The organism is Microbacterium sp. X-17 (assembly GCF_039615055.1).
The window spans coordinates 613,387-639,847 of record NZ_JBDHNI010000002.1 but is presented as its reverse complement, the minus strand read 5'-3'; the positions used below and the strand labels follow the sequence as shown (position 1 = coordinate 639,847).

General features: G+C 71.2%; 28 protein-coding genes. 19 read left to right on the top strand and 9 right to left on the bottom strand.

The window, feature by feature from the left end:
* Positions 1–7 precede the first annotated feature (7 nt).
* Genes pcaH through ABCS02_RS11480 form a run of 7 tightly spaced genes read left to right on the top strand, consistent with a single transcriptional unit; the run spans position 8 to position 5,709 of the window.
* Positions 8–787: a protocatechuate 3,4-dioxygenase subunit beta gene (gene pcaH, locus ABCS02_RS11510; RefSeq protein ID WP_345835775.1), complete on the top strand. Its 780-nt coding sequence runs from the start codon at positions 8–10 to the stop codon at positions 785–787.
* Positions 784–1,344, top strand: a complete 561-nt coding sequence (pcaG, locus tag ABCS02_RS11505; RefSeq protein WP_345835774.1) for a protocatechuate 3,4-dioxygenase subunit alpha — start codon at positions 784–786, stop codon at positions 1,342–1,344. Before pcaH ends, pcaG begins: the two co-directional genes overlap by 4 nt.
* Positions 1,334–2,680 (top strand): lyase family protein, encoded by a 1,347-nt coding sequence (locus tag ABCS02_RS11500; RefSeq protein WP_345835773.1) that lies wholly within the window; start codon positions 1,334–1,336, stop codon positions 2,678–2,680. The genes pcaG and ABCS02_RS11500 overlap by 11 nt, the downstream gene beginning before the upstream one ends.
* Positions 2,677–3,468 carry an alpha/beta fold hydrolase gene (locus ABCS02_RS11495; RefSeq protein ID WP_345835772.1) on the top strand — a complete coding sequence of 264 codons (792 nt, stop codon included), beginning with the start codon at positions 2,677–2,679 and terminating at the stop codon, positions 3,466–3,468. Before ABCS02_RS11500 ends, ABCS02_RS11495 begins: the two co-directional genes overlap by 4 nt.
* The gene (pcaC, locus tag ABCS02_RS11490) at positions 3,465–3,872 is read left to right on the top strand and encodes a 4-carboxymuconolactone decarboxylase (protein WP_345835771.1); all 408 of its coding nucleotides are present in this window, start codon (positions 3,465–3,467) and stop codon (positions 3,870–3,872) included. The genes ABCS02_RS11495 and pcaC overlap by 4 nt, the downstream gene beginning before the upstream one ends.
* Positions 3,869–4,531, top strand: a complete 663-nt coding sequence (locus ABCS02_RS11485; protein ID WP_345835770.1) for a 3-oxoacid CoA-transferase subunit B — start codon at positions 3,869–3,871, stop codon at positions 4,529–4,531. Before pcaC ends, ABCS02_RS11485 begins: the two co-directional genes overlap by 4 nt.
* Before the next feature lie 2 nt (positions 4,532–4,533).
* Entirely contained in the window at positions 4,534–5,709 is a 1,176-nt protein-coding gene (locus tag ABCS02_RS11480; protein WP_345835769.1) for a thiolase family protein, read from the top strand.
* On the opposite strand, the gene ABCS02_RS11475 is transcribed toward ABCS02_RS11480, so the two are convergent.
* Genes ABCS02_RS11475 through ABCS02_RS11450 form a run of 6 tightly spaced genes read right to left on the bottom strand, consistent with a single transcriptional unit; the run spans position 5,710 to position 10,992 of the window.
* Positions 5,710–6,024 (bottom strand): carboxymuconolactone decarboxylase family protein, encoded by a 315-nt coding sequence (locus ABCS02_RS11475; protein ID WP_345835768.1) that lies wholly within the window; start codon positions 6,022–6,024, stop codon positions 5,710–5,712.
* Positions 6,025–6,058: 34 nt separating this feature from the next.
* Positions 6,059–7,072 carry an SMP-30/gluconolactonase/LRE family protein gene (locus ABCS02_RS11470; protein ID WP_345835767.1) on the bottom strand — a complete coding sequence of 338 codons (1,014 nt, stop codon included), beginning with the start codon at positions 7,070–7,072 and terminating at the stop codon, positions 6,059–6,061.
* Positions 7,073–7,097: 25 nt separating this feature from the next.
* Positions 7,098–7,979, bottom strand: coding sequence for an aldo/keto reductase (locus ABCS02_RS11465; protein ID WP_345835766.1), 882 nt, complete (start codon positions 7,977–7,979; stop codon positions 7,098–7,100).
* A gap of 1 nt (position 7,980) precedes the next feature.
* Entirely contained in the window at positions 7,981–8,805 is an 825-nt protein-coding gene (locus tag ABCS02_RS11460; RefSeq protein WP_345835765.1) for an N-acyl homoserine lactonase family protein, read from the bottom strand.
* A complete protein-coding gene (locus ABCS02_RS11455; RefSeq protein WP_345835764.1) occupies positions 8,805–10,265 on the bottom strand; it encodes an aldehyde dehydrogenase family protein in 1,461 nt (486 codons plus the stop codon). The genes ABCS02_RS11460 and ABCS02_RS11455 overlap by 1 nt, the downstream gene beginning before the upstream one ends.
* A gap of 1 nt (position 10,266) precedes the next feature.
* Positions 10,267–10,992 carry an alpha/beta fold hydrolase gene (locus ABCS02_RS11450; protein ID WP_345835763.1) on the bottom strand — a complete coding sequence of 242 codons (726 nt, stop codon included), beginning with the start codon at positions 10,990–10,992 and terminating at the stop codon, positions 10,267–10,269.
* 249 nt (positions 10,993–11,241) lie between these two features.
* Here ABCS02_RS11450 and ABCS02_RS11445 point away from each other — a divergent pair, with 249 nt between their 5' ends.
* Together ABCS02_RS11445 and ABCS02_RS11440 are read left to right on the top strand one after the other, a co-directional pair.
* Positions 11,242–12,255, top strand: a complete 1,014-nt coding sequence (locus tag ABCS02_RS11445; RefSeq protein ID WP_345836332.1) for an NAD(P)-dependent alcohol dehydrogenase — start codon at positions 11,242–11,244, stop codon at positions 12,253–12,255.
* A 10-nt stretch (positions 12,256–12,265) separates the two neighbouring features.
* A complete protein-coding gene (locus ABCS02_RS11440) occupies positions 12,266–13,177 on the top strand; it encodes an SMP-30/gluconolactonase/LRE family protein (RefSeq protein ID WP_345835762.1) in 912 nt (303 codons plus the stop codon).
* Positions 13,178–13,192: 15 nt separating this feature from the next.
* Here ABCS02_RS11440 and ABCS02_RS11435 read toward each other — a convergent pair whose 3' ends face one another.
* From ABCS02_RS11435 to ABCS02_RS11425, 3 genes are all read right to left on the bottom strand, one after another.
* Entirely contained in the window at positions 13,193–14,380 is a 1,188-nt protein-coding gene (locus tag ABCS02_RS11435) for a CoA transferase (protein WP_345835761.1), read from the bottom strand.
* A 53-nt stretch (positions 14,381–14,433) separates the two neighbouring features.
* Entirely contained in the window at positions 14,434–15,867 is a 1,434-nt protein-coding gene (locus ABCS02_RS11430; RefSeq protein ID WP_345835760.1) for an MmgE/PrpD family protein, read from the bottom strand.
* Positions 15,868–15,977: 110 nt separating this feature from the next.
* Positions 15,978–16,493 carry an IclR family transcriptional regulator C-terminal domain-containing protein gene (locus ABCS02_RS11425; RefSeq protein ID WP_345835759.1) on the bottom strand — a complete coding sequence of 172 codons (516 nt, stop codon included), beginning with the start codon at positions 16,491–16,493 and terminating at the stop codon, positions 15,978–15,980.
* 342 nt (positions 16,494–16,835) lie between these two features.
* On the opposite strand from ABCS02_RS11425, the gene ABCS02_RS11420 reads away from it, so the two are divergent.
* From ABCS02_RS11420 to ABCS02_RS11375, 10 genes are all read left to right on the top strand, one after another.
* The gene (locus ABCS02_RS11420; protein ID WP_345835758.1) at positions 16,836–17,624 is read left to right on the top strand and encodes an alpha/beta hydrolase; all 789 of its coding nucleotides are present in this window, start codon (positions 16,836–16,838) and stop codon (positions 17,622–17,624) included.
* Positions 17,625–17,853: 229 nt separating this feature from the next.
* On the top strand, positions 17,854–18,663 hold the full coding sequence (locus ABCS02_RS11415) for a mycofactocin-coupled SDR family oxidoreductase (RefSeq protein ID WP_345835757.1): 810 nt from the start codon (positions 17,854–17,856) through the stop codon (positions 18,661–18,663).
* Complete coding sequence (locus ABCS02_RS11410) at positions 18,660–20,273, top strand: sugar ABC transporter ATP-binding protein (protein WP_345835756.1); 1,614 nt, start codon at positions 18,660–18,662, stop codon at positions 20,271–20,273. The genes ABCS02_RS11415 and ABCS02_RS11410 overlap by 4 nt, the downstream gene beginning before the upstream one ends.
* Positions 20,270–21,268: an ABC transporter permease gene (locus ABCS02_RS11405; protein ID WP_345835755.1), complete on the top strand. Its 999-nt coding sequence runs from the start codon at positions 20,270–20,272 to the stop codon at positions 21,266–21,268. Before ABCS02_RS11410 ends, ABCS02_RS11405 begins: the two co-directional genes overlap by 4 nt.
* A gap of 62 nt (positions 21,269–21,330) precedes the next feature.
* A complete protein-coding gene (locus ABCS02_RS11400) occupies positions 21,331–22,740 on the top strand; it encodes an aldehyde dehydrogenase family protein (RefSeq protein WP_345835754.1) in 1,410 nt (469 codons plus the stop codon).
* Positions 22,741–22,851: 111 nt separating this feature from the next.
* A complete protein-coding gene (locus ABCS02_RS11395) occupies positions 22,852–23,271 on the top strand; it encodes a carboxymuconolactone decarboxylase family protein (RefSeq protein ID WP_345835753.1) in 420 nt (139 codons plus the stop codon).
* A 1-nt stretch (position 23,272) separates the two neighbouring features.
* Positions 23,273–23,602, top strand: coding sequence for an L-rhamnose mutarotase (locus ABCS02_RS11390; protein WP_345835752.1), 330 nt, complete (start codon positions 23,273–23,275; stop codon positions 23,600–23,602).
* Positions 23,520–24,587 (top strand): NAD(P)-dependent oxidoreductase, encoded by a 1,068-nt coding sequence (locus ABCS02_RS11385; protein ID WP_345835751.1) that lies wholly within the window; start codon positions 23,520–23,522, stop codon positions 24,585–24,587. The genes ABCS02_RS11390 and ABCS02_RS11385 overlap by 83 nt, the downstream gene beginning before the upstream one ends.
* On the top strand, positions 24,584–25,633 hold the full coding sequence (locus ABCS02_RS11380) for an alpha/beta hydrolase (protein WP_345835750.1): 1,050 nt from the start codon (positions 24,584–24,586) through the stop codon (positions 25,631–25,633). Before ABCS02_RS11385 ends, ABCS02_RS11380 begins: the two co-directional genes overlap by 4 nt.
* On the top strand, positions 25,630–26,460 hold the full coding sequence (locus ABCS02_RS11375; protein ID WP_345835749.1) for a mycofactocin-coupled SDR family oxidoreductase: 831 nt from the start codon (positions 25,630–25,632) through the stop codon (positions 26,458–26,460). The genes ABCS02_RS11380 and ABCS02_RS11375 overlap by 4 nt, the downstream gene beginning before the upstream one ends.
* Position 26,461 lies beyond the last annotated feature (1 nt).

The window sequence follows — 26,461 nt, the reverse complement described above, 5'->3', positions numbered from 1 at the left end:
GAGACCCATGGTGGACACGATCCTGGCGTCGCAGGACGAGATCACCGCCGAGATCGTCGCGATCCACGCGGAGGCGGAGCGGCGCCTCGGAGCCGGAGAGCCCGTGCCGCCCACCCTGTACGACTTCCCGCCGTACCGTTCCAGCATCCTCCGGCACCCGACGAAGAACCCGAAGCTCGCCGACCCCGAGACGATCGAGCTCTGGTCGCCGGCGTTCGGGCAGCGGGACGTCGCGCCCCTCGAGTCCGACCTCACGCTGCAGCACGCCGGCGAGCCGCAGGGGCAGCGCATCACCGTGTCCGGCCGGCTCCTCGACACGTGGGGGCGGCCGCTGCCCCGCCAGCTGATAGAGATCTGGCAGGCGAACGCCGCGGGCCGCTACATCCACCAGCGCGACCAGCACCCCGCGCCCCTCGACCCGAACTTCACCGGCGCGGGCCGGGCGATCACCGACGACGGCGGCGGCTATCGGTTCACGACGATCAAGCCCGGTGCCTACCCGTGGAAGAACCACGCGAACGCGTGGCGCCCCGCGCACATCCACTTCTCGGTCTTCGGCCCCTCGTTCACGCAGCGGCTCGTCACGCAGATGTACTTCCCGGACGATGTCCTCTTCCCGCTCGACCCGATCTACAACACGATCCGCCGCCAGAAGGATCGTGACCGCCTGATCAGCCGCTACGACCACGACCTGACGGCTCCTGAGTTCTCGATGGGGTACCGCTTCGACATCGTCGTCGACGGGCCGGATGCCACGTGGTTCGAGCCGGCGGAGGACGCGCGATGACCGTCCCCGCGCGGACGCTCGCGCCCACCCCCGGCCAGACGGTCGGGCCGTTCTTCGCGTTCGGGGTGGAGTACCCGAGGATGCGCGAGATCGCCTTCCCGCACGCGCCCGGGGCGATCCTGCTCGCCGGGACCGTGTACGACGGCGCGGGCGATCCGATCCCCGACGCGCTGCTGGAGATCTGGCAGCGGGACGCCGACGGCGCGGTGCCGCGCGACCGCGGCTCGTTCCCGCGCGACGACCACGCCTTCGCGGGCTTCGGCCGCAGCTGCACCGACGGCGACGGCCGCTACTCCTTCTGGACCCGCAACCCCGGTCGCGCGGACCGCGGAGCGCCCTTCATCGCGCTCGTCGTGTTCGCGCGCGGTCTGCCCGACAAGCTCCACACCCGCATCTACCTCCCCGACGACATCGAGGCGCTCGCCGCCGACCCGTTCCTCGCCTCCCTCCCGTCGGAGGAGCGCGAGAGCCTGATCGCCGCCCGCACTCCGGACGGCGGTCTCCGATTCGACGTCCGGCTCCAGGGCGAGAGGGAGACGGTGTTCCTTGCGTTCTGACCGTGACGAGGGCCTGCTGACACCGGTGGGCGTCGGATTCGACGAGCCGGTCGCGGATGCTGCCGTGCTCGACGCCCTCGTGACCGCCGAGGTCGCGCTCACCCGGTCGTGGGCGGCGGCGGGCGCGGCGAGCGCCGCGACGGCGGATGCCGTCTCGGCGGTGCTCGGCTGGCGCGGGGACGCGGGCTTCTGCACCGGCCACGGCATCGAGCTCGCGGCCCTGGCCGCGCACGCCGTCGCCGACGGGAACCCCGTCGTCCCGCTCGTACCGCGGCTGCGGGCGGCCGTCCCGCCCGAGCACCGTGTGTGGGTGCACCGCGGGGCCACGAGCCAGGACATCCTCGACACGGCGCTCGTGCTGGTCGCCCGGGACGCCGGCGCTCGGCTCGTCGCCGCACTGCAGGAGGCCGAGGCCGCGCTCGCCGACCTGGCGCGGGTCGGTCGCGGCACCGTTGCGGCGGCCCGCACCCTGGGGCAGCACGCCGTTCCGACGACGGTCGGGCTCCGGGCGGCGACGTGGGTCGCCGGCCTCCGACGCGCGCGGGGGCGCCTCGACACCGCGCTCGCGGCCCTGCCCGCCCAGCTCGGCGGCGCGGCGGGCACCCTCGCGTCGTTCGTCGCGATCGCGGATGCCGCTACCGCGGCCGGGCTCCCGCGGCGATACGCCGCCGAGCTCGGGCTCGTGGCACCGGAAGCGCCGTGGCACACGAACCGCTGGCCGATCACCGAGCTCGGCGATGCGCTCGTGCAGGCCGTCGACGCGTGCGGCGTCGTCGCGACCGATGTCGCGACCCTGAGCCGCACCGAGATCGGCGAGCTCGCCGAGGGCGCGCCCGGCGGATCGTCGGCGATGCCGCAGAAGCAGAACCCCGTGGCATCGGTGCTCGTCCGCTCCGCCGCGATCCGCGCACCGCATCTCGGGGCGACGCTGCACGCCGCGGCGGCGCTCGCGGGAGACGAGCGGCCCGATGGCGCGTGGCATGCCGAGTGGCCCGCGCTGCGGGAGCTGCTGCGGCTCGCGCTCGGCGCGACCGGGACGCTCGCGCGCCTCGCGTCCGGGCTCCGCGTCGACGAGGCCGCCGTTGCGCGGAACCTCGCGGCGACCCGGGGGCTGATCGTCGCCGAGCGGCTCGCGATCGAGCTGACCCCGCTTGTCGGCGCGGACGCCGTCGCCGCGCTCCTCGCCCGCGCCGCCGCGGGCGAGTCGCTGCCGGCCGTGCTCGCGGCCGCCGACGGACTCGAGGGCGTCGACGTCGGGGCCCTCCTCGACCCCGCGGGCTACACCGGCCTCGCCGGCGACCTCGTCGACCGGCTCCTCGCGGAGGACGACGCGTGACCGCGCCGGCGCTCGCCCTCACCCCGCCGCTCGGGCCGGCCGGCGCGCCGCTCCTCGTGCTCGGCCCCTCGCTCGGCACCTCGACGATCCTCTGGGAGCGGACCCTGCCCGCTCTCCGGTCGCGGTTCCGCGTCGCGGCCTGGGACCTCCCGGGCCACGGCGCCTCGCCCGGGGCATCCGCTCCCTTCTCCGCCGCGGACCTCGCCGACGCGGTCGCCGCGTCGATCCGAGCGCTCGGAGAGGAGCGCACCCTCTACGCCGGCGTCTCGCTCGGCGGCGCCACCGGCCTCGAGCTCGCGCTGCGGCATCCCGACCTCGTGGCGGCGCTCGTGGTCCTCGCCTCGGGCGCGCGGATCGGCGAACCGTCGGCCTGGCGCGAGCGCGCCGACCTCGTGCGCCGCCAGTCGACGTCCGTGCTCGTCACGCCCTCGGCCGAGCGCTGGTTCGCGCCAGGGTCGATCGCGCGCCTGCCCGATCTCTCCGGGCGCCTCCTCCACGCCCTGCGGGACGCCGACGCCGAGAGCTACGCGCGCTGCTGCGAGGCGCTCGCGGCCTACGACGTGCGCGACCGGCTGGGCGGGATCGAGATCCCCGTCCTCGCCCTCTGGGGAGAGCACGACGGCGTCGCGCCCGAGCCGCGGGCGCGGGAGGTCGCCGTCGGCGTGCGCGACGGCCGCGCCGCGATGATCGCGGGCGTCGCGCACCTGCCCCCGGCCGAGGACGCCCCGGCGACCGCCGCGGCCCTCGCCGGCTTCTTCGACACCGTCTCATCCAGGAGCGCAGCATGACCGCATCCCCTCCTTCCGGCGCCGAGCCCGGACTCAGCGACGGCGAACGCCACGCCCAGGGCATGGTCGTCCGTCGTGAGGTGCTCTCCGACGCCCACGTCGACCGCGCGATCGCGAATACGACGGAGCTCACCGCCGACTTCCAGGACTTCATCACGCGCGTCGCGTGGGGCGACATCTGGTCGCGCCCCGGTCTCGACCGCCGCGGGCGCTCGATCGCCGTGCTCACGGCCCTCATGGCGCTCGGCCACCACGAGGAGCTCGCGATGCACTTCCGCGCCGCCCTGCGCAACGGCCTCACGGTCGGGGAGATCCGCGAGGTCATCCTGCAGGCCGGGCTCTACTGCGGCGTGCCCGCGGCGAACACCGCGTTCCGCATCGCGGCCGAGGTGTTCGAGCAATGAGCGCGCCCACCCGCCTCTCCCGCGACGACGTCGCCGCCCGGATCGCGGCCGACATCCCCGAGGGCGCGGTCGTCAACCTCGGGATCGGCGCACCGACCCTCGTGGCGAACTACCTTCCCCGCGACCTCGAGATCATCCTGCACACCGAGAACGGACTGCTCGGGATGGGGGCCGCCCCGGAGCCCGACCGGATCGACCCCGACCTCATCAACGCGGGGAAGCAGCCGGTCACCGCCCTTCCCGGTGCCGCCTACTTCCATCACGCCGACTCGTTCGCGATGATGCGCGGCGGACACCTCGACGTGTGCGTGCTGGGCGCGTTCCAGGTGTCGCAGACCGGCGACCTCGCGAACTGGTCGACCGGAGCGCCCGGCGCGATCCCCGCGGTCGGCGGGGCGATGGACCTCGCGATCGGCGCGAAGTCCGTCTACGTGATGACGGACCTCCTCACCAAGACCGGGGAGTCGAAGCTCGTCGAGACCTGCACGTATCCGCTCACCGGGGTCGGCTGCGTCACCCGCGTCTACACGGACCATGCCGTGTTCGACGTGACGCCGGACGGGTTCGCGGTCCGCGAGGCGTTCGGGGACAACACGCCGGCATCCCTCTCCGCCCTCATCGGCCTCACGCTCGGGGACGCGACCGGGACGGATGCCTGACGTTGCCGGCCGCGTACGTCTACGACGCCGTCCGCACCCCGTTCGGTCGCGCGGGGGGCGCCCTGTCCGGCGTCCGCTCCGACGACCTGGCGGCGCTCGTCATGCGGGCGACCGTGGAGCGTGCCGGTCTCGACCCGGCCCGGATCGACGACGTCGTCTTCGGCGACGCGAACCAGGCGGGGGAGGACAACCGCAACGTCGCGCGGTTCGGCGCGCTGCTGGCCGGGTTCCCGACCACGGTGACGGGGGTCACGGTGAACCGGCTGTGCGCGTCGGGCGTAGAGGCGGTGGTGCAGGGGTCGCGGGCGATCGAGTGCGGCGATGCCGCGCTCGTGCTCGCCGGGGGTGTCGAGTCGATGAGCCGCGCTCCGTACGTCGTGGAGAAGACCGCCCGGCCCTTCCCCGCGGTGGGCAACCCGACGATGTGGAACACGGCGATCGGCTGGCGGATGGTGAACCGCTCTCTTCCCACCCGCTGGACGATCTCGAACGGCGAGGCCGCCGAGAAGGTCGCGCGCGCACGGGGGATCTCGCGCGTGGAGCAGGATGCGTTCGCCGTGCGCTCTCACCGGCTCGCGGCGGAGGCGTGGGCCTCGGGAGTCTTCGACGCGGAGACGGTCGCGGTGCCCGGGGTGGAGCTCGTCCGGGACGAGGGCATCCGGGCGGACACCTCCGTCGAGGTGCTCGCCGGTCTGGCGCCGCTGTTCGCCGCGGACGGATCCGGCACCGTCACCGCGGGGAACTCCTCGGCGATCAACGACGGCGCCTCGGCGGTGCTGCTCGGCGCGGAGGGGGCGCTCGATGCGGAACCCCTCGCGGCGATCACGGGCCGGGGGGCTTTCGGCGTCGATCCCGACGATTTCCCGATCGCCCCGATCGAGGCGGCCAACCGGGCGCTCGCGCGCGCCGGTTGCACGTGGGCCGACGTCGACGTCGTCGAGCTCAACGAGGCGTTCGCGTCGCAGTCGCTCGCCTGCATCGCGGGCTGGCCCGAGCTCGATCCCGACCGCGTGAACGTCCACGGCGGCGCACTCGCCGTCGGGCATCCGCTCGGTGCGTCCGGCGGACGCATCGTCGGCCACGCCGCCCACGAGCTGCGGCGGCGCGGGCGCGGCATCGCCGTGGCCGCCATCTGCATCGGCGTGGGACAGGGGCTCGCGGTCGTCCTCGAGCGTTAGCTACGCGTCGAGGTCCTTGAGCACGTCGATGGCGCCCATCGCGCAGGGCCATCCGGCGTAGAACGCGAGATGCGTGATCGTCTCCGCGATCTCCTCCCGGGTCAGGCCGTGCGCGAGCCCGCGCCGCATGTGCGACTTCAGCTGCGGGAGGCGGTTCATCGCGATGAGGGATGCCACGGTGATGAGGCTGCGGTCGCGCTTGGACAGCTCCGGCCTCTCCCAGACCTGGCCGTAGAGCACGTCGTCCGTGATCTCCACGAGCTTCGGCGCCAGGTCGCCGATCCGCTGCTGCGCGGGGGACAGGGGTTCCGTCATGATGAGCTCCTCTTCGGTCGTCTGTTCGGTGCGGTCATCGGACGCCGGCGTCGAATCGCCAGTGAGCGGGCTCGACCCCGGCGACGGGCGCGTGGAAGCTCAGGACGGAATCGCCCATGAGGCTCCCGACGAAGACGGTGTGCAGGTCCGGGCCGCCGAAGGCGAGCGACGACATGTTCCGCAGCGTGGAGCCGTGCTCCTCGTAGATCACGCTCCGGAGCACGCCGGTGGTGCGCTGCAACGCGCAGAGCCGCTCCATCTGCTCGGGATCGGACTGCTCGATCAGCAGGTGCTGGGCGCCGTCCGGTGTGACGTGCCAGAGCCGATTCGAGATGATCGCGGTCACCCAGGCGCCGCCCTCGCGGTCCAGCGTGAAGCCGTCGAGCATGTTGGATGCGTCGAACTCGGTGATCGTGACCGGGCTCCCGAGGCTGCCGTCCGGCGCGATCGGATAGCGCAGCAGCCGCCCCGCCGTCGTCTCGTTCGTGTAGAGGTATCGCCCGGCGGCGTCGATCCGCACCTCGTTGGGGTAGTTGATGTCGTCGGCGACGATCCGCGCGCCGTGTCGGTCGACCAGCACGATGTATCCGTCGTGCTGTCCCCGCGGGTAGCTCGCGAGGGTCGTGCGGTCCTGCTGCGTGAGGCAGGAGATCCAGATCCGCTCGTAGGGGTCGAGCAGCACGAAGTTGGCGCACCGCAGCTCCCGCCCGTCGACCTCCTGGAGGAACGGCTCGGCCTGGCCGTCCCGGCGGAGGCGGAAGACGCCGCCGCCGCAGAGCGGCGCGACGAGGAACGAGCCGTCCGGCATGAGCGCGAACCCGTTGGCCGCCAGGGAGGGGCACTCCAGGGTGGCGGCCGAGTAGAGGGTGGTCGAGCCGTCGGCCGAGATCCGGGTCACCCCGCCCCGCTCGTCGCTGACGTACAGCTCGCCCGCCGCCGTCGTGAGGACGCACTCGGGGCGGTGCAGATCGGCACCGTGGTGACCGAACCGGGACTCGTCGAGCGAGAACGCCGCCATCGCGTCGAGCGCGCTGCGCGGGATGACCACGTCTGATCCCTTCTCGTCCGCGCGGCTATCGGGCGCCGTCGTCGTCGCCGGCCTTGTAGACCTCGAAGGTCAGGCGCGGCATCGTCGCGAAGTCGGTCTCCGGGGTCCATCCGTCGAGCAGCGCGACGTTGCGGGCCACCTCCTCCGGCCAGCGCATGCCGACGATGCCCGCGGAGATCCGGGAGTCCGAGAGGACGAACTTGAGGGCGACCTCGTAGAGGTCGTTCGCGGACTGCCAGCCGGGGGCGAGGAAGCTCGCCTCGCGCTGCAGGATCCCGGATGTCATCGTCCGCATCGTGACGACGCCGACGTTCTTCTCGGCGGCCTGGATGAGGAAGTGCCGGGCCGCCGCCTGGTAGATGAAGTTGTAGGCGATCTGGTAGACCTCGATCTCCTCGTGATCGAGGAACGGGATCACCGTCCAGGGCTCCTCGGTCGTGATGCCGATGTGGCCGATCACGCCCCGGCTCTTGAGCTCGACGAGGGCCTGCAGCGGCCCGCCCGTGAGGATGTGGTCGACCTCGGCGGCGGTGTACATCCGGCCGTGGATCTGAAGGATGTCGATGTGATCGGTCTGCAGGCGTTCCAGGCTCTTGCCGACGCTGTCGAGGACCCCCGCGTAGTCGAGCTCGTACCAGACCTTGCTGGCGAGGACCGCGTCGTTCCGCCGCGTCCGCATCACCTCGCCGACGAGGGTCTCGCTGTAGCCTTCGCCGTACGCGGGCGCGGTGTCGATGTAGTTGATCCCGCTGTCCAGCGCCGCGTTCAGGGTGTCGTAGACGACCTGCCGACCGGCGTCCTCCTTCGGGTTCCAGCCGGTCGAGCGTTCGACGTAGGTGAAGGCCGCGCCCCCGATCGCGATCGGGGAGACCTGGAGGCCGGTGCGGCCCAGTTCGCGCTTCTGCATGTCAGTGCCTTTCGGTCGGGCGGACGGTCGAGAGGGGAGCGGTGAGGTCGAAGCAGTCGGGCGCGATCTCGGTGAAGAGCTCCGTCACCCGCGGATCGTGTCCGGCGATGAGCGTGGCCCCGGATGCCTCGAGCTCGCGGAGGACGTCGAAGGCGCGGTAGCTGTCGCCCAGGCCGTCGAAGAGGCGGAACGGCCAGTCGTGGGTCAGCTCGTCGTAGTAGTGGATCGCGTCCGAGGCGAGGACGATCGTGCCGGTCGACGCCACGACCTGGACGATCGCCTGACCGGGCGTGTGGCCGCCGACGCGGATCGCGGTGATGCCGGGGGCGACCTCCTCTCGTCGGTCGAGGAGGCGCACCCGGCCGTCCGCGCGCAGCCGCTCCATGATTCCGCGCTCCTCGGGGAGCACGACCGACTCCATGAGGGGCTTGTGCCCGATCGGGCCGGTCCAGAACTCGTACTCGTCGCGCATGACGCTGACGGTCGCGCGGGGGAAGGCGCCGATGTTCCCGATGTGGTCGTAGTGCATGTGCGAGACGACGACGTGGTCGACGTCCTCCGGGGAGACGCCGACCCGTGCGAGCAGCTCCTCGGGACTCGTCGTCTGCGTCCGGTGCTTCAGGGCGCCGCGCTCGCGGTCGAACCCGCAGTCGACGAGCACCGTGCGCTCCGCGTTGCGCACGAGCCAGAAGTAGTAGTCCATCCGCTGCGGGGCGTCCGGCACCTCGTAGAGGTCGTAGCGGAAGTACTCCGCGCTGCGCTGGGACTCACGGGTCCCGTACCTGAGGGCGAAGACCTCGTAGGCCGCACCGGCGATCTCGGACATCAGTTGATCACCAGCAGTCGTTCCTCGGTCATCTCCCGCACGGCGAACCTCGGACCCTCGCGGCCGATGCCGCTGTCCTTCACGCCGCCGTACGGCATCTGGTCCGAGCGCCAGCGCGAGGTGCCGTTCACGATCACGCCGCCGGTGCGAAGACTCCGGAACGCCGTCTTCGCGAGCTCGAGCGAGTCGGTGAAGATCCCGCACTGCAGGCCGTACGGGCTCTCGCTGATCGACCGGAACAGGGGCGCGGGGTCGTCGTAGGCCTGCACGGTCACGACGGGTCCGAAGATCTCGTCCTTCACGGCATCCATGTCCGACCCGACGTCGACGAGCAGCGTCGCATCGAGCTGCGCGCGTTCGCGGTGGCCGCCGCGGAGGAGCGTCGCGCCCGCGGTGACGGCTCGGCCGACCGTGCCGGCCACCCGCGTGGCCGCCGTCTCGTCGATCAGCGTGCCGACCTCCGTCGTCGGGTCCAGCGGATCCCCGAACCGGATCAGATCGATCTCGGCCTCGAGGGCGGCGAGGAAGTCCCGGTAGACGGAGCGCTGCACGTACACGTTCTGCACGGAGACGCAGCTCTGACCGGCCAGGAGGTAGCCGTTGCGCGCGCACGCCTTCGCCGCCGCGCCGAGATCCGCATCCGAGTGGACGAAGGTCGGCCCCACTCCGCCGAGCTCGAGCGCCGCACGCTTCATGCCCATGCTGCGCTGGATGGCCTTCCCCACGGGGATGGAGCCGGTAAAGCTCACGAAGTCCACGCGGGGATCGGCCACGAGCCCCGCCGACACGGTGTCGCCGAAGAGCGAGCAGATCGCACCGTCCGGCACTCCGGCCGCCACGATCGCTTCGACGAACAGGTGCGCGCTGAGCGACGCCTTCGGTGAGGGCTTGATCACGACCGCGTTCCCGGCCGCGAACGCGGGGCCCACCTTGTGCGCGGCGAGGTTCACCGGCCCGTTGAACGGGGTGATCGCCGCGACGACGCCGACCGGGAAGCGCATGACGAGAGCGATCTTCCCGGCGCCGATCGGGGACGCGTCCATCGGAACGTGCTCGCCCTGGATCCGGACGGCCTCCTCCGCGCACAGAAGGAGCGTGTCGGCCGCCCGCGCGACCTCGGTCCGGCAGTCGCTCACCGCCTTGCCCGTCTCGCGTGCCATCACGCGTCCGATCCGGGCCACGCGTTGATGGACCTCCTCGGCGGCCCGTCGCAGGATCGCGGCGCGCTCGTATCCCGGCAGGGCCGCCATCTCCCGGGCGCCCTGCCGCGCCGCATCGAGGGCGTCGTCGCCGTCGCTCGCCGTCGAGACGGGAACCCAGCCCACGACGTCGCCGCGGTACGGATCCCGGATCTCGACCGTCTCCCCGGGAGCACGCCACTGTCCGGCGATCCGCGACGCCGCGGCGAACGGTGCGTCCGCTTCGCCCGCCGAGGGGAGGATGCTGCTCGGTGTCGTCACCTCAGTCGCGTCCCGCCTTGACCAGGTGGGCGGCGGCGACATCCGGCGTCGTCAGGCACGCCTCGTGGCTCCCCGGCATCGAGACGAACCGGTAGATCCCGAGCCGCTCGGAGAACTGCGGATGCCATCCGCCCGCGCTCGCGGGGTAGACCATGTCCTCCTGGCAGTGGAGGAACGACTTTCCGACCGCGAGATCCGAGGGGTCCCTCGTGAGGGAGACCTTGTCGAACATCGTGTTGAACGGCTGGGTGACGAGCTGCGCGTGGAACCGCTTCGCGGTCTCCTCGTCGGCGTCGTTGATGAGCGCCTCGCGGAAGACCGGGTACAGCATGGGCACGCCGCCGTCCTCCTCGCGGAGCATCGTGAACATCTCCCCGAACACGGCCGGGGTGATGTCGACGAGGCTCTCCCCGTCGTGCGGCACGTAGGCGCTCCAGTAGACGAGCCGCCGGATCGGCCCCGCCGGCAGCCGGTCCGCGGCCGCGGTGATGACCATGCCTCCCCACGAATGGCCGACGAGGACCGCGTCCTCGATCGAGTTCTCGGCGAAGTAGTCCAGCAGCGAGCCGATCGCCTCCTCCAGGGTCGTCTGCTTCGAATCCCCGACGCCGTTGCCCAGGAGCGTCGGCGTGTGAACGGTGTGGCCCATCGCGCGCAGGTGGGCGGCCACCCCCTCGTACAGCTCGCCGTGGTGCCATGCGCCGTGAACGATCACGAAGGTGCTCATCGCCTACCCGACCTCTCCCGTTCGTCGTTGAACGGATCGCCAGTGTCCGCATATACGTTTGAGCGGACGTAGTTCGGGAAACATATCCCCGGGCGCGAAGTGAGGTCAAGGGCTTGGAAAGGCCTCCGAGGTGGGTCATATAATATACTCAGCCGCCGGACGGTGAGGTCCGGTCGAACGACGGGAGAAGCCATCGTGGTCGACGCAATCGCTCGTGGAGTGACCGCCGCAGGTCAGCCGTTCATCGACATGGTCATCCCCCGACGCGAGCCCGGCCCGCGGGACGTCGAGATCGCGATCACCCACTGCGGGCTGTGCCACTCCGACATCGATCGGGCGCGGGAGCTCTGGGGGTCGACGAGGTTCCCGATCGTGCCGGGCCACGAGATCATCGGGACCGTCGTGGCGACCGGATCCGACGTGTCGACGCACGCGGTCGGCGACCGGGTCGCGGTCGGCTGCATGGTCGACTCCTGCGGGGAGTGCATCCGCTGCGTCGAGGGACTCGAGCAGTACTGCCTGCGCGGGAACGTCCAGACCTACAACTGGATCGGTCGTGACGGTCAGGTCACCCAGGGCGGCTACAGCGATCGCGTCGTCGTCGACGAGCACTTCGTGCTGCGCGTGCCGGCATCGTTGTCGTCCGCGGGTGCGGCCCCGCTGCTGTGCGCCGGGGTCACGATGTACTCGCCGCTGCGCCACTGGAACGTCGGCCCGACGACCCGGCTCGGGATCATCGGCCTCGGCGGGCTCGGTCACGTCGGCGTCCAGATCGGCGCGGCCCTCGGGGCCGAGGTGACCGTGCTGGACCTCGATGAGAGCAAACGCGAGGACGCGATCCGGCTCGGCGCCACCGACTTCCGCGTGGCGACGGATCCGGACGCGTTCACGGACCTGGCCGAGTCCCTGGACCTCATCGTCTCGACGGTGCCGGCCAATCTCGACTACGGCGCCTACCTCTCGCTGCTGACCCTCGACGGCACGTTCGTCAACGTGGGCGTGCCGTCGCGGCCCATCGAGGTCGCGGCCTTCGCGCTCATCTCGCACCGGCGCTCGATCGCCGGCACCCGCACGGGGAGCATCCGCGAGACGCAGGAGGTCTTGGACTTCTGCGCGGACCACGGGATCGAGGCCGAGGTCGAGCTGGTCGACGCCACGGCGATCGACGAGAGCTTCGACCGGATGCTCGCGGGCGACGTGCGATACCGCTTCGTCCTGGAGACCGACACCCTGACCGCGCCGCACGGCGGCGCCCGAGCCTGAAGGCGAGTCCATGGCCCACGAGTTCACCCCCGCCGGTCCCGTGGACACCACGCTGGTCCGGGCCGATCTCCACTTCCCGGAGGGTGCCCGCATCGGCCCCGACGGCGCGCTGTATGTCTCGGACGTGTACGCGTACCGCGTCCTCCGGATCGACCTCGCCACGGGGCAGGAGACGACGGTCGCCGAGGTGCCCGGACAGCCCTGCGGACTCGGATGGCTGCCGGACGGGCGCCTCCTCATCGTCTCGATGCGGGATCGCATGCTCCTGCGGCTCGAGCCGGACGGCCGGCTGGTCGTGCACGCCGACCTCGGCGCGGTGACCGCGGGCGCGATCAACGACCTGTTCGTCGATGCGGCCGGGCGTGCCTGGGTCAGCGACTTCGGCTTCGACTACTACGGCCTCATCGAGGCGGATCCCGACGTCGATCCGCTCTTCGGCGAGAACGCGAACCCGCCGTCGGCGCACCTCACGCTCGTGGAGCCGGACGGGACCGTCCGCTCCGCGGCCGGGAATCTCCGCTTCCCGAACGGCGTCGTCGTGCTCGACGCGGGCGTCGTGCTCGTCGCCGAGACGCTGGGCGCACGTCTCACGGCGTTCGACATCGCCCCCGATGGCACCCTGAGCGGACGGCGGGTGTGGGCGGATCTCTCCGACGCGGGGCCAGGCGGAAGCCCCGTCGCACCGGACGGCCTCAGCATCGGCCCCGTCGGCGCGGTCTGGGTGGCGGATCCGGGCAACGGCGGAGCCGTCCTCGTCGCCGAGGGCGGGGCGGTGCGTCGCCGCGTGCAGGCGAGCCAGTCCTGCTTCTCGGTCGCGCAGCTGCCGGACGGCCGCGTGCTCTGCTGCACGGCCGCCACGTCGAAGTCCGACCTCGCCACGGCCCACGCGTGGGGTCGTCTGGAGCTCGGCGCCGCCGACTGAGCGCGCCGGCCGGCGTCAGATCGCGCCGGCCGTGCGGAGGCTCTCGATCTCCGCGTCGTCGAAGCCGAGCTCGTCGCGGAGGATCGCCGCGGTGTCCGCGCCGAGGCGCGGTGCCCGCGTGGGCTCCACCGTCGGCGAGTCCGAGAGGAAGAGCGGGTTGCCGAGCGTGATCCAGTCGCCGGCGTCGTCGTGCATGCGCCGCAGCACTCCGCGCGCCGCGATGTGCTCGTCCTCGAGCACCTCGGAGAGGGTCAGCACGGGCGCGGCGGGGATGCCGGTGCCCTTCAGCGCCTCCAGGACCTGCTCCTTCGTGAGCGTGCTCGTCCAGCGCTCGACGACGCGATCCACGTCCTCGGCGGCGTCGCACCGCCCGTCCATCGTCGCGAAGCGGGGGTCGTCGGCGGCGGGGTCATCCATGATGCGGCGCAGGCGATCCCAGTGCGCCTGCGTCGGGCACAGGACCGTCACCCAGCCGTCCGAGCTCCGGTAGGCGTTGTACGGCACGACCGCCAGTCCGCCGTGGCGGTTGCCGGTGCGCTCGGGCATCGCGCCGCCGCTGTTGATGAGACCGGCGATGTTGGAGGAGAGCGAGGGGAGGATCGCGTCCTGGAGCGCGACTTCCACGTGCTGACCGTGCCCCGTCTGCTCGCGCTGGTACAGGGCCGCGACGATCCCGCCGAACAGGTGGGCCCCGCCGATGAAGTCCACGATCGAGGGACCCGTCCGCGTCGGCGGACCGTCCTCGTAGCCGGTCGTGCTCATCACGGCCGTGCGGGCCTGCACGGTGAGGTCCATCGCCGGCTGCCCGGCATAGGGGCCGAACGAGCCGAAGCCGGTGCCGGACGCCATGATCAGGCGCGGGTTGATCTCGCGCAGGGCCTCGTAGCCGATGCCGAACCGGTCCATCGCGCCGGGCGAGAGGTTCTGGACGACGACGTCCGCCTGCGCCGCGAGGCGCCGGAACACCTCCTGGCCGCCGGGGCTCGACAGATCCAGCTTCATCGCGCGCTTGCCGGAGTTGATCATCGCGAACTGCAGCGAGGATCCGTCCGGTTCCGCGCCCGACAGTCGGCGGTACGGATCGCCCGCGGGGGACTCGATCTTGATGACGTCCGCGCCGAGACGCGCCAGCAGCATCGAGCAGTACGGCGCGAAGTAGAACTGCCCTACGCAGACGACCTTGACTCCGGCGAGAGCAGTCATTGCACCTCCGACCATATATGCGATCACTTGATCGCAAATATGACCGTACGGCCTCAGTTTTGGGCTGTCAACCCCGCGACCATCGCGGCGACGACCGCGGTGACGTCCGGCGCGTCGGCCAGGCCTCGGACGGCCGACAGCAGCCGGTCCGCCGCTCCCTCCGGCATCGGCTGCGCCGCGTAGGCGACGCAGTCGGCGGCCTTCAGCGCGATCTGCTGCTCGGACATGGGGCGCCGCGGGTGGCCGGTGGCGTAGTCCACGCGGGAGGCCACGACCGTGCCGTCGGCGTAGGTGATCTCCACTCGGGCGGGCGTCACGTAGCGGCGCCATTCGCGATCGATCTCGTCGTCGACGTAGGGGTGGACGCGCGCGGCGAGCTCCAGGATGTCGGGGCGTTCGATCCCGTCCGTCGTGAAGAGGTCGAGGGTCAGGGCGCCGTCGATGAGGGCCGCCGCCACGGTGAACGGGATGCTGAACTGCGCCTCCACGATCGTCCGAGGCGTGCGTCGGACCTCCTCCGGCGTGCAGACCATCTGGTAGCCCGGGGCCGTCACGCCGACGCGGATGCCCGTGATCTCCTCGACCGGCCGCGTCGCCGCGGCGCGGAGCTCCAGGGCCGCGTCGATCGCGGAGTGGGTGTCGCGGCAGCACGGGTACGGCTTGTAGCTCAGGTTCTCGAGCTCCCACGTGGTCCCGAGTCCCTCGGTGACCTTCGCGCGGTCCACGCGGTCGTGGAGGTACACGCGGAACAGCCCGTCCTCGCCGTCGAAGACGCGCTGCGCCCCGCGCACGCCGCGCGCGGCGAGCTGTACGGCGACGACCGCCGCCTGCGCCGCCAGCGAGGGCTGCACGCGCTTCATGAGCGACGCGTCGCGGGTCACCTGGTGGTTGCCCGCGGCCGAGCTGTAGACGATCCCGAGCGCGTTGAGCATCTGGTCCGGATCGAGCCCCAGGATCCGGCCGGCGGCCGCCGTCGCGCCGAAGTAGCCGAGCAGGGACGAGTAGATGTAGCCGCTCTCGACGATGTCCACCTCGATCGCGACCCCGAGGCGGCAGAGGGTCTCGAGTCCCGCGGCCACGCCGGCGAGCACGTCGGCTCCGGTCGCGGCGGGGTTCAGCTCGGCCGCGGCGAGGGCCGCCGGGACGACGCTGACGCCGGCGTGCAGGATGGCGGAGTCGTGCGTGTCGTCGTAGTCGCGCGCGTGCGCCATCGTGCCGTTCACCCACGCGACGTGGTGGGCGGGGTAGCGCTCCCCGGACACGAACACGGTCGCCTGCGGGCTGCCCGCCCACTCGCGCACGAGGCCCGCGATGTCGTCGACCGCGAGGGCGGACGAGCCCGCGAGCGCGCACGTCAGCGTGTCTTCGATGTTGTGCTCGACGGCGCGGAGGGCGCTGGTGGGGAGGTCGGACAGCGTGAGGCGGGACGCGAAGTCCGCCACCGTCTGGGCTGTCTCGACGCGGGTCAGGCTGACACGATCGACCATGATCTCGTTCCTCGCTTCGGGATGGTCCGTGCCGGGGGACGACGGACGCGAACGAATAGAGAATATATCCAGGCGCTTCGCCGCGACAGAGGGGCCGCCGCACGCGGTGCCTAGAGCGGCTCGCGCGATTCGCCGCCACGACGCGTTCGCCAGGACTCGACCCGGCGCAGCAGGAGTGCGCTCAGCTCGTCCACCCGGGGGAGCACGTCCCGCGAGGCGCCGACGAGCGTCACGGCGGCGACCGCGCGGCCGACGTGGTCGTGCACGAGCGTGGCGATGCCGGTGCGCCCGCTGACGTCGTTCGTGTTGATCGCGATCCCGCTCGCGCGGATCTCGGGGATCGTGCGCAGCAGCGCCTGGACGTGCGGGCGATCCGACTCCGGCCGCTGCCGCACGAACGTCTCGAGGTCGGACGGCGGCAGCGCGGAGAGCAGCGCCTTCCCGCCGGCCGTCGTCAGCAGCGCGCGGCGGATGTTCGTCCGCGCCTCGAAGCTCGCCATGAGGTCGCTGCCGGCCTCGGCGATGTAGATCAGGTGATCGCCGGCGCGGACGCCGACAAACGCCGTCAGTCCGGTCTCGGCGTAGAGCTCGCCCAGGTCTGCCGCCGTGACGACGCCGGCGCGCACGTGCCCGCTCGCGATCGCGAGGCTGTAGAACGCGGGGCCGAGGTAGAGCCGGTGATCCTCCTCGATCAGCCAGTCCGCCGCGAGCAGGCCCCGGATGAATCCGTAGACGGAGCTTTTCGGTGCTCCGACCGCGCGGGTGATCTCGGCGTGCGTCGATCCCGGCCGGTAGACGACCTGCTCGAGGATGTGCGTGACCCGCGTGATCGTCTGGTGTGCGCCGCGCGGAGTACCGTCGGTCGCCGCTTCCTGCTGCTCGTCGATGATGTCTCCCCCGCGTCGGTCGTTCCGAGCTGTCGTATATCATGCCAGTTCCGCAGGGTTGGGCAGACGAGGAGGTCTGGCATGAGGCTCGAGTTGAGCGATGGCACCACGATCGCGTACGACGATTCCGGGACGGGGGATCGGGCGGTCCTGCTCGCCCACGGGCTGGGCTGCGATCGCTCGACGATGGCGGCCCAGGTGGCCGCGCTCGAGCCGGATTTCCGGGTCATCAACGTCGACCTGCGCGGTCACGGCGAGAGCGACAAGCCGGTGCAGGGCTACCACCCGGACGTCTTCGCCCACGACCTCGCGGAAGTCTCGCGGCTGCTCGATCTCGACAAGCCGGTGCTCGTCGGGCACAGCCTCGGGGGCGTGTCGGGGCTGCGGCTCACCCACCTCTACCCGGGCCTGCTGTCCGGACTGGTCGCGATGGACTCCGCGTGGGCGGTGAGCGACGCGGTCGCCGAGTTCGCCCGCCCGATGCTCGCCGGCTACGAGGCGATGCCCGAGGACGAATACCTCGACGAGCTGCGCGTCTTCCTCCGTTCGGCGTTCTTCCTGCCGAGCGACGAGGGCGGGACGCGCGAGAAGATCGTCGCGAGCATGAGCTCCGCGCCGCGGTACATGTTCCTGTCCTGCTGGTACGAGACGGTCGTGAACACCGACACGGTGGGGCCGTTGCGCGAGCTCGACATCCCCACGCTCTTCATCGCGGCGCAGACCCCGAACGCCGACCTCGACGTGGTGCGGAGGGAGTCGTCGGTCGTGATCGCGCAGACCGTCGGGAGCGGGCATTTCATCCAGCACTACTGCGCCGATCAGACGACGCCGATGGTGAAGCGATTCCTTCAGCTGAACGGGCTCGCGTAGGCGGCCGAGGGCCGGAAGGCCTCTCGGACTCTTGACAGTCCGAAACCCTCACCCTAGAGTCGTGTCTGGAAATCAGATCACTCAGTCGTATATGCGATCAGACAGCGTTGTCGATCCCCGCTCGTCTCCTCGTCCGCCGCTCCTCGTGAGAAGCCGGCGCCGGGGGTGACGACACCGGGTCCCGCGGCAGCCGTCGAGATCGACGACGCAGAGAAGCGAGGGCGAAACGGTGGGTGCTTTCAACGGCAAAGTCGCGCTGGTGACGGGCGCGGCGCGTGGCCAGGGGCGCAGTCATGCCGTGCGGCTGGCCGCCGAGGGCGCCGACGTCGTGCTCCTGGACATCTGCGAGCAGATCGCGTCGGTCCCCTACCCGATGTCGACGCGCGCGGACCTGGACGAGACGGTGGCCCTCGTCACCGCCGCCGGCCGCGAGCCGCTCGCGATCGTCGCCGACACGCGTGACGCGTCGGCGGTCGCGGATGCGATCGCCCAGACGCTCGAGCGCTTCGGCAGGCTCGACATCGTGATCGCCAACGCCGGGATCTGCCCGCTCTCCACGAACGATCACCCGGACGCCTGGGGCGACGTGATCGACGTCAACCTCAGCGGGACCCAGAACACGCTCAAGGCCGTGATCCCCGCGATCCAGTCCGGCGGTCGTGGCGGCTCCGTCACGATCATCGGATCGGGCCTCAGCCTCGCCGCCGGCGGCACGGTGTCGGAGGGGGCGCTCGGATACATCGCCTCCAAGCACGGGCTCATGGGTCTGATGCGGGCCTACGCGAACCAGTACGCGGGGGAGAGCATCCGCGTGAACGCGATCCTCCCGAGCGGCGTCGCCACCCCGATGGTCCTCACGCCGAGCCTGGAGGCCTACCACGAGTCCCTCACGGTCCCCGGCGCCCATCGCAACGCGATGCCCGTCGACCTCATGAGCCCGGAGGACATCTCCGACGCGGTCGAGTGGCTCTCCTCCGACCGCGCCCGATGGGTGACCGGAGCCGCGATCGCGGTCGACGCCGGGTGGTTGAACTCATGAGCGCCACGGGAGCCAACGCGGTCGTCATCACGGACCTGGTCAAGACCTACGGGGCGATCCGGGCGCTGAAGGGCGTCTCGCTCGCCCTTCCCGAGGGCGAGATCCACGCCCTCGTCGGCGAGAACGGCGCCGGCAAGTCGACCGCACTCGGTGTGCTGGCCGGCCGGACGGCGCCGACGAGCGGGCGCGTCGAGGTCTTCGGCGAAGAGCCGCGGTACGGGGACCCGCGCGCGGCCCGCCGCGCCGGCGTCGTCGCGATCTACCAGGAGCTGACGATCGTGCCGGCCCTGACCGCCCCCGCGAACGTCTACCTCCCGGGCCCGCTGAGCCGCGGCGGCTTCCTGCGCGAGTCGGAGATGCGTCGGCGCTACGTCGCGCTCTGCAAGCGGGTCGGGGTCGCGCCCGTTGCCCCGGGCGTCCTCGCGCGGGACCTCTCGGTCGCCGAGCAGCAGATCCTCGAGATTCTGCGGGCGGTCGTGAGCGATGCCCGCGTCATCCTCTTCGACGAGCCGACCGCGTCGCTCGCCGAGGCGGAGCGCTCGGCCCTCTTCACGCTGATGCGCACGCTGCGCACGCAGGGCGTGACGATGGTGCTCGTCAGCCACAACCTCGACGAGGTGCTGAACATCGCGGACACGGTGACCGTATTCCGCGACGGCCGGCTCGCCGCCAACGGCCGCCGCGCGGAGTTCACGAAGGAGTCGCTCGTCACGGCGATGCTGGGCGACCACGGGCTCGAAGAGGTCTCCGAGCGGCTGCTGGGTGCGGATGCCGAGGCTGGCGCCATCCCGCGGCGGGTCTCGCACGCGGACCGTCAGGGTCCGCCGCTGCTTGCGGTCTCAGACGTGACGGTCCCCGGTGCGATCACCGGGGTATCGCTCGAGGTCTACCCGGGCGAGGTCGTGGGCATCGGCGGCCTCGTCGGCTCGGGCCGGACGACGCTGCTGCGCGCCCTGGCCGGGATGGTCCCGAAGGCCAAGGGCCGGATGTGGATCGACGGCAAGGAGGTCCCTTGGCCGCGCAGCGTCCGGCGGGCGCTCCGCTATGGCATCGCGCTCGTGCCCGAGGATCGGAAGACCCAGGGCCTGGTCATGACCATGAGCGTGATGGACAACATCGCGCTGAGCGGCTACCGCTCCACGACCCGCGCCGGATTCGTGACGCCCTCCTCGCTGGAGCGGGCCACGCGCGAGGTCGCGGCGGCGTTCGGGATCTCCCCGACGCGGCTCCGGCACCGCGCCTCGACGCTCTCGGGTGGCAACCAGCAGAAGGTGCTGCTCGCCCGGTGGAAGCACGTGACACCGCGGGTGCTGCTCGCGGACGAGCCGACGCGCGGCATCGACGTCGGCGCGAAGGCGGAGATCCTCACCTCGCTCGAGGCGATGGCGGCGAAGTCGCTCGGCCTCGTCGTCGTCTCCTCGGAGCTGGAGGAGGTCATCGCGGTCTCGGACCGCATCACCGTGCTCTCCGAGGGGCTTCCGATGGGCACCCTCGACAACGCCGACGGATCGGTGACCGCGGAGGGCATCCTGAACCTCGCCTTCCGGGTCTACGAGGAAGGTGCCGAGGCAGCACAACCCGAATACGCAGGAAAGGAAGCGGGACAGTGACCGACACGATCACCCAGGAGGTCGTCGAATCCCGGGGGCTGGCCGGCCGACTCAAAGGCGGCGGCTCGTGGGGCGGCTTCTTCATGCGTAACGGGATGGTGTGGATCCTCATCCTCCTCGTCATCCTCGCCAGCACGCTCTACAGCGGGTTCTTCTCCTTCAACAACATCACGAACCTGATCATGCAGGTCGCCCCGACGGGCATCGTCGCGGTCGGGATGACGTACGCGATCATCTCCGGCCAGTTCGACCTCTCGGCGTCCGCCGTGTTCGCCGGCGCCTCCGTCGTCTACGCGACGCTGTCGAACTCGATGCCGCTGCCGCTCGCCTTCCTCATCACGCTCGTGGTGGGCGTTCTCGCGGGCGTCGTGAACGGCCTGGTGGTCACCAAGCTCAAGGTGAACACGTTCATCGCGACCCTCGCGACGGCGTCCCTGTTCGCGGGCCTCACCTATCTCTATTCGGCGGCACGTCCGATCGTCAGCACGGCCCCGGACTTCCGGGCCCTCGGCGGCGGCAAGACCTTCGGTGTCTGGAACTCGATCTGGGTGCTGGTCATCCTCGTCATCATCCTGGGCGTGGTCCTGGCGCGGACGCCCTACGGCCGCTCGGTCTACGCCGTCGGCGGCAACCTGGAGGCGGCCCGCCTCGCGGGCATGCGCGTCGACCTCGTCCGCATCAGCACGTTCTGCATGACCGGTGGCGCCGCGGCCGTGGCCGGCATGATCGTCGCCTCGCAGACCGGCGTCGGTCAGGCGAACATCGGGGCCACCGTCACACTCGACGCGATCGCGATCGTCATCATCGGCGGCACATCGCTGCTCGGCGGCGAGGGCGCGATGTGGCGGACCGTGATCGGCATCCTCATCTGGGGCACGATCAGCAACGTCTTCGCCTCGCTCGCGCTCGACACCTCGACGCAGCTCCTCATCCAGGGAGCGATCCTCCTGATCGCGGTCGCGGTCGACTCGCTCGCCCGCTCCCGACGGGCCTGACCGACACCCACCAGCACGCGTTCGACACGAGCACACAGACACACGGAACCGGAGAGCAGCAGATGAAGCGCGAGAGCATCATGATCGGCAACGAATGGGTGCCGTCGACGAACGCCGAGACCATCGGGGTGGTCAACCCCGCGACGGAGGAGGAGATCGCGCGCATCCCCGCGGGCGGCTCCGCGGACGTCGATCGTGCGGTCGACGCGGCGCGCGCCGCGTTCGACGGGTGGTCCCAGACGTCCGTCGAGGAGCGCGCGACCCTTCTCCTCCGCCTCGCCGACATCCTCGAGGAGCGCAGCGACGAGCTGACGCGCACGATGGTGGGCGAGATCGGCGAACCGATCACTCTCGCGGCGATCCACCAGACCGCGGCCCCCATCGCACACCTCCGGAATACGGTCGCCGCTCTGCGCGAGGTCGAGTTCGACCAGCGCATCGACGACACGCTCGTGCACCGCGCGCCGGCCGGTGTCGTGGGCGCGATCACGCCGTGGAACGTCCCGCTGCTCATGATCGCCATGAAGGTCGGGGCGGCCACCGCGGCCGGCTGCACGGTCGTGCTCAAGGGCACCGAGATCGCGCCGCTGAGCTCCTTCCTCTTCGCCGAGGCGGCGATCGAGGCGGGCTTCCCGGCGGGCGTCATCAACCTCGTCTCCGGCACCGGTCCGGTGGTCGGCGAGGCGCTCGTCGCGCACGGCGGCATCGACGTCGTGTCGCTGACCGGGTCGGTGCGCGCCGGACGGCGGGTCATGGAAGTCGCGTCGCAGGGCATCAAGCGGGTCTCGCTGGAGCTCGGCGGCAAGTCCGCGAACGTCATCCTCGACGGCGCGGACCTGGATCTCGCCGTCACCACGGGCGTGAAGGATGCGTTCCGCAACTCGGGGCAGGTGTGCGGCGGCCTCACGCGCGTGCTCGTGCCCGCTAGCCGCCTGCGGGAGGCCGAGGACGCGGCCGTCGCCGTCGCCCAGTCGTACGTCATCGGCGATCCTTATGACGCCGGCACGACCCTGGGCCCCGTGGCGACCCACGACCAGCACGTGCGTGTGCGCTCGCTCATCCGGTCCGGGATCAACGAGGGCGCGCGCCTGCTGACGGGCGGCGACGAGGCTCCGGACGGACTCGACCGCGGGTACTACGTGCGCCCGACCGTGTTCACGGGATCCAACGACCTGACGATCGCGCAGGAGGAGATCTTCGGCCCGGTCGTGACGATCATCCCGTTCCGCGACGAGGAGGACGCCGTGCGCATCGCCAACGACTCCAAGTACGGGCTGGCGGGGGCCGTGTGGGCGGGCGACGACGACCACGCCCGGACCGTGGCGAAGCGACTCCGCACGGGCCGCGTCCGCATCAACGGATCCCCGATCAACCCGCGCGCGCCCCACGGCGGGTTCAAGCTGTCCGGCCTCGGGCGGGAGAACGGCGTGTACGGCATCGAGGAGTTCCTCGAGTACCAGTCGATCGGCTGAGCCCGCGTGAGCACCACCGCAACCCAGACGCGCGTCGTCGCCCGGGCAGTCTCGGGACCGGACGCACGGTTCGAGCCGATCGAGATCTCAGAACGAGAGAAGGAGTGCACGATGGATGATGCCGAACTGCGGGCGCGCGGACGGGCGATGCGGCGGGAGCTGCTCGGGCCCGACGCGACCGACGAGCTCGACCGGACGACGTACGACGACGACCCGATCATGCAGAAGTTCGGCGACCTCACGCAGGACTACATCTTCGGCATGCTCTGGGCGCGCCCCGGGCTGGACCTGAAGACGCGCTCGCTCATCACGGTGGCGGCGGACATCGCGACGAACCAGACCGACGCGCTCGCCCTGCACCTGCGGTTCCTCCTCCGCCACGGCTTCACCGAGGACGAGATCGTCGAGGTCATCCTGCACCTCATGGGCTATGTCGGCGTCCCGTCCGCCCGCCGGGCGATGGTCGTCGCAAGCCGGGTCTTCGCCGAGGTGCGGGCCGAGCAGCAGTCCTCGACGCCGTCCGAGGACTGACATGCAGCGGATGGGTCACGTCATCGGGATCAAGCCCGAGCGGCTCTCGGAGTACCGTGAGCTCCACCGGAACGCGTGGCCGGAGGTCCTCGACGGATTGGCGTCGGTCGGCATCCGGAACTACACCATCTACGTGTACGAGCCGGCGATGCTCCTCTTCTCCACGTGGGAGTACGCGGGGGAGAACCTCGCGGCGGACCTCGAACGGCTGCTCCTCCTGCCGCGGATGCAGGAGTGGACCGACCTCTGTGCCCCGATGCAGAACGCGCTCCCCACCCGGAGCGAAGGCGAGTGGTGGCAGCGGCTGCCGGAGATCTTCCACTCGGCCTGAAAACTCTCCCGAGCCATTGCTCAAAAGAGAAATAATATATAGTATTGAAACTGCCCATCGCGCAAAGGAGCGAGATCACATGGTGACCACTGTCGGCTACGTAGGCCTTGGCAACATGGGGGGCCGGCTGGCCCGGAGGCTACAGCGGGAGCACACCCTCACCGTGTACGACCGGTCGGCCGCGACGATCGACGCACTCGTCGAGCTGGGCGCGACGGCGGCCCCGAGCGCGGCTGCGGTCGCAGCGGCATCCGACATCGTCTTCCTCTGTCTGCCGACCTCCGCGCACGTGCGGTCCGCGCTCTTCGACGCCGAGGGCGTCCTCGCCGGCGCCCAGCCCGGCACGTTGATCGTCGACCAGACGACGGGCGACCCGGCCCAGACGCGGGCCATGGCCGCCGAGGTCGCGGAGCGCGGATGCGTCCTCGTCGACGCGCCCGTGAGCGGCGGTCCGATGGGCGCCGACGCAGGCACGATCGCGATCATGGTGGGGGCGCCCGACGAGGTCTTCGCCCGCCTGCAGCCGATCCTCACCGTCATCAGCCCGAACGTGTTCCACGCCGGCGACGTCGGCTGCGGACACGTCATCAAGCTCGCCAACAACCTCCTCTCCGCCGTGCACCGCGCCGTCAGCCTCGAGGCGCTGGCGCTGGCGCAGAAGAATGGCGTCGACGGGGAGCGTGCCCTCGACATCCTGCTCGCCAGCTCGGGTCGCAACTTCTACCTCGAGACGTTCGTGCGCTCGCACGTCCTGAGCGGCAAGCTCACCTCGGGCTTCACGCTCGAACTGCTGCACAAAGACGCCCGCCTCGCCACGCAGCTGGGCGACCACTCCGGCGTGCCGATGTTCTTCGGCGCGCTCGCGAAGGAGTTCTACCAGCTCTGCATCAACGACCAGGGCCCGGGCGCCGAAGTCAACAACGCCGCACTCGTGATGGACCGGCTGGCCGGCACCCATCTCGTGCCCGTGAACGCGGAGGCATGAGCATGCGCACCGTCGAGGTCGAGGTCGACGTCACGGACGCCGTGAGCATCGGCGAGCCGCTCACGATGGCCGCCACGGTCGTGCTTCCGGACGTGATCCCCGAGCAGCCGATCGTGTGCTTCGCGCTCCCCGGTGGAGGCTACAACCGCCGGTACTTCACGTTCGACATGCCAGGATCCTCGGGTTCCGGCCAGGCCGGCTGGCACGCGGCGCGCGGCTGGATCTTCATCGGGATCGACACGCTGAACACGGGGGACAGTACGAAGCCGGCGGAGCCCGGTCGGCTCAGCTACGAGAAGCTCGCGGCATCCAACGACCACGTCGTCCGCGAACTGCTCGGCCGGCTCGCGAACGGCACCCTCGCCGACGGCGTCGACCCGGTCACCGACCCGCGGACGATCGGCTTCGGCCACTCCCTGGGCGGGTCGCTCACCGTGCTGACCCAGGGGCAGCTCCACCCGTTCGACGCGATCGTGGTGCTCGGGTTCTCCGCCCGCCACACCATGATCTGGGCGCCTCCCGGCCTCGCCACGGGACGCCGCGTGTACCTGCCGCGGGGCACGAACGTCGCCGAGCTGACGGCGGACGTGTTCCAGGCCGCGATGCCGGAGATGGCGTTCGACGAGAAGGGCTGGCCGCTGTGCGCGCCCGGCTTCCACCTCGACGACGTCCCCGCCGACATCGTGGCGATGGACATGGCGAACTACCCGACGCGCAACGCCCCGCTGCCCGAGTGGGCGAGCGCCACGATCCCGCCCGCGGCGATGACGATGATGTCGCCGGGATCGATCGCGTCCGAGGCCGCGAGCATCACGACGCCGGTCTTCGTGGGCGTCGGCGAGCTCGACACCATCATGGAGCTCGATCTGGAGCCGGCCGCGTACGAGATGTCCGACGACGTCACGCTCTTCCGCTGCCGCGGCGCCGCGCACATGCACAACTTCGCCACGACCCGCGAGACGATGTGGGCCCGCGTCCACGGCTGGGCGGAATCGGTGGTCCACACGAGCGCTGTCAGCGCGCAACGAGAGGAGGCCCGCGCATGAGCGGGACGCAGTCGGACGTCACGAGCCTCGAGGGCAAGGTCGCCTTCATCACGGGCGGAGCGCGCGCGCAGGGCCGCAGCCACGCGGTCGCGCTGGCCCGCCAGGGCGCGTCGATCGTCGTGACCGACATCGGTCACGACGTCGAGCCGCTCCCGTACTCGCTGGGCACGGCCGAGGAGCTCGCGGAGACCGTCGCGCAGGTGGAGGCCGTGGGCGGGAAGGCGATCAGCGCCCTCGCGGACACCCGCGATCTCGCCTCGCTCGAGGCCGCAGCGACCACCGCCGTCGACACGTTCGGCTCGATCGACATCGTGATCGCGAACGCCGGCATCGCGCCGATGACCGGCACGCAGGACGAGCGACTGTGGCACCTCGCGCTCGACATCAACCTGACCGGCACGTTCAACACCGTGCGGGCCACGATGCCGCGGCTCATCGAGCAGGGGCGCGGCGGATCGATCGTCCTCATCAGCTCGGTGCTCGGCATCCAGGGCACCGCGACCGACCACTGGGGCTCGCTCGGCTACGTCGCCTCCAAGCACGGGGTCGTCGGCCTCATGCAGTCCTACGCGAACCTCCTCGCGCCGCACCGCATCCGGGTGAACTCGGTCCACCCCACCGGCATCGCGACCCCCATGGTCGACAACCCGGGCATGGCCGCCTACCACGCGTCGGTCGGCGGTGCGCCGACCTCCCGCAACGCTCTGCCGGTCGAGGTGATCGACGAGATCGACGTCTCGCACGCGATCTCCTGGCTCGTGTCCGACACCGGGCGGTACGTCACGGGCGTGGCGCTGCCGGTGGATGCCGGCTACCTGAACAGCTGAT

What these genes read in the sequence shown, in the direction of transcription:
- ABCS02_RS11390 (WP_345835752.1), top strand. Translation starts at nt 23,273, where the DNA reads ATGCAGCGGATGGGTCACGTCATCGGGATCAAGCCCGAGCGGCTCTCG.
- pcaC (WP_345835771.1), top strand. Translation starts at nt 3,465, where the DNA reads ATGACCGCATCCCCTCCTTCCGGCGCCGAGCCCGGACTCAGCGACGGC.
- ABCS02_RS11445 (WP_345836332.1), top strand. Translation starts at nt 11,242, where the DNA reads ATGGTCATCCCCCGACGCGAGCCCGGCCCGCGGGACGTCGAGATCGCG.
- ABCS02_RS11475 (WP_345835768.1), bottom strand. Translation starts at nt 6,024, where the DNA reads ATGACGGAACCCCTGTCCCCCGCGCAGCAGCGGATCGGCGACCTGGCG.
- ABCS02_RS11380 (WP_345835750.1), top strand. Translation starts at nt 24,584, where the DNA reads ATGAGCATGCGCACCGTCGAGGTCGAGGTCGACGTCACGGACGCCGTG.
- ABCS02_RS11395 (WP_345835753.1), top strand. Translation starts at nt 22,852, where the DNA reads ATGGATGATGCCGAACTGCGGGCGCGCGGACGGGCGATGCGGCGGGAG.
- ABCS02_RS11485 (WP_345835770.1), top strand. Translation starts at nt 3,869, where the DNA reads ATGAGCGCGCCCACCCGCCTCTCCCGCGACGACGTCGCCGCCCGGATC.
- pcaG (WP_345835774.1), top strand. Translation starts at nt 784, where the DNA reads ATGACCGTCCCCGCGCGGACGCTCGCGCCCACCCCCGGCCAGACGGTC.
- ABCS02_RS11420 (WP_345835758.1), top strand. Translation starts at nt 16,836, where the DNA reads ATGAGGCTCGAGTTGAGCGATGGCACCACGATCGCGTACGACGATTCC.
- ABCS02_RS11435 (WP_345835761.1), bottom strand. Translation starts at nt 14,380, where the DNA reads ATGACTGCTCTCGCCGGAGTCAAGGTCGTCTGCGTAGGGCAGTTCTAC.
- ABCS02_RS11430 (WP_345835760.1), bottom strand. Translation starts at nt 15,867, where the DNA reads ATGGTCGATCGTGTCAGCCTGACCCGCGTCGAGACAGCCCAGACGGTG.
- ABCS02_RS11465 (WP_345835766.1), bottom strand. Translation starts at nt 7,979, where the DNA reads ATGCAGAAGCGCGAACTGGGCCGCACCGGCCTCCAGGTCTCCCCGATC.
- pcaH (WP_345835775.1), top strand. Translation starts at nt 8, where the DNA reads ATGGTGGACACGATCCTGGCGTCGCAGGACGAGATCACCGCCGAGATC.
- ABCS02_RS11450 (WP_345835763.1), bottom strand. Translation starts at nt 10,992, where the DNA reads ATGAGCACCTTCGTGATCGTTCACGGCGCATGGCACCACGGCGAGCTG.
- ABCS02_RS11460 (WP_345835765.1), bottom strand. Translation starts at nt 8,805, where the DNA reads ATGTCCGAGATCGCCGGTGCGGCCTACGAGGTCTTCGCCCTCAGGTAC.
- ABCS02_RS11400 (WP_345835754.1), top strand. Translation starts at nt 21,331, where the DNA reads ATGAAGCGCGAGAGCATCATGATCGGCAACGAATGGGTGCCGTCGACG.
- ABCS02_RS11410 (WP_345835756.1), top strand. Translation starts at nt 18,660, where the DNA reads ATGAGCGCCACGGGAGCCAACGCGGTCGTCATCACGGACCTGGTCAAG.
- ABCS02_RS11440 (WP_345835762.1), top strand. Translation starts at nt 12,266, where the DNA reads ATGGCCCACGAGTTCACCCCCGCCGGTCCCGTGGACACCACGCTGGTC.
- ABCS02_RS11375 (WP_345835749.1), top strand. Translation starts at nt 25,630, where the DNA reads ATGAGCGGGACGCAGTCGGACGTCACGAGCCTCGAGGGCAAGGTCGCC.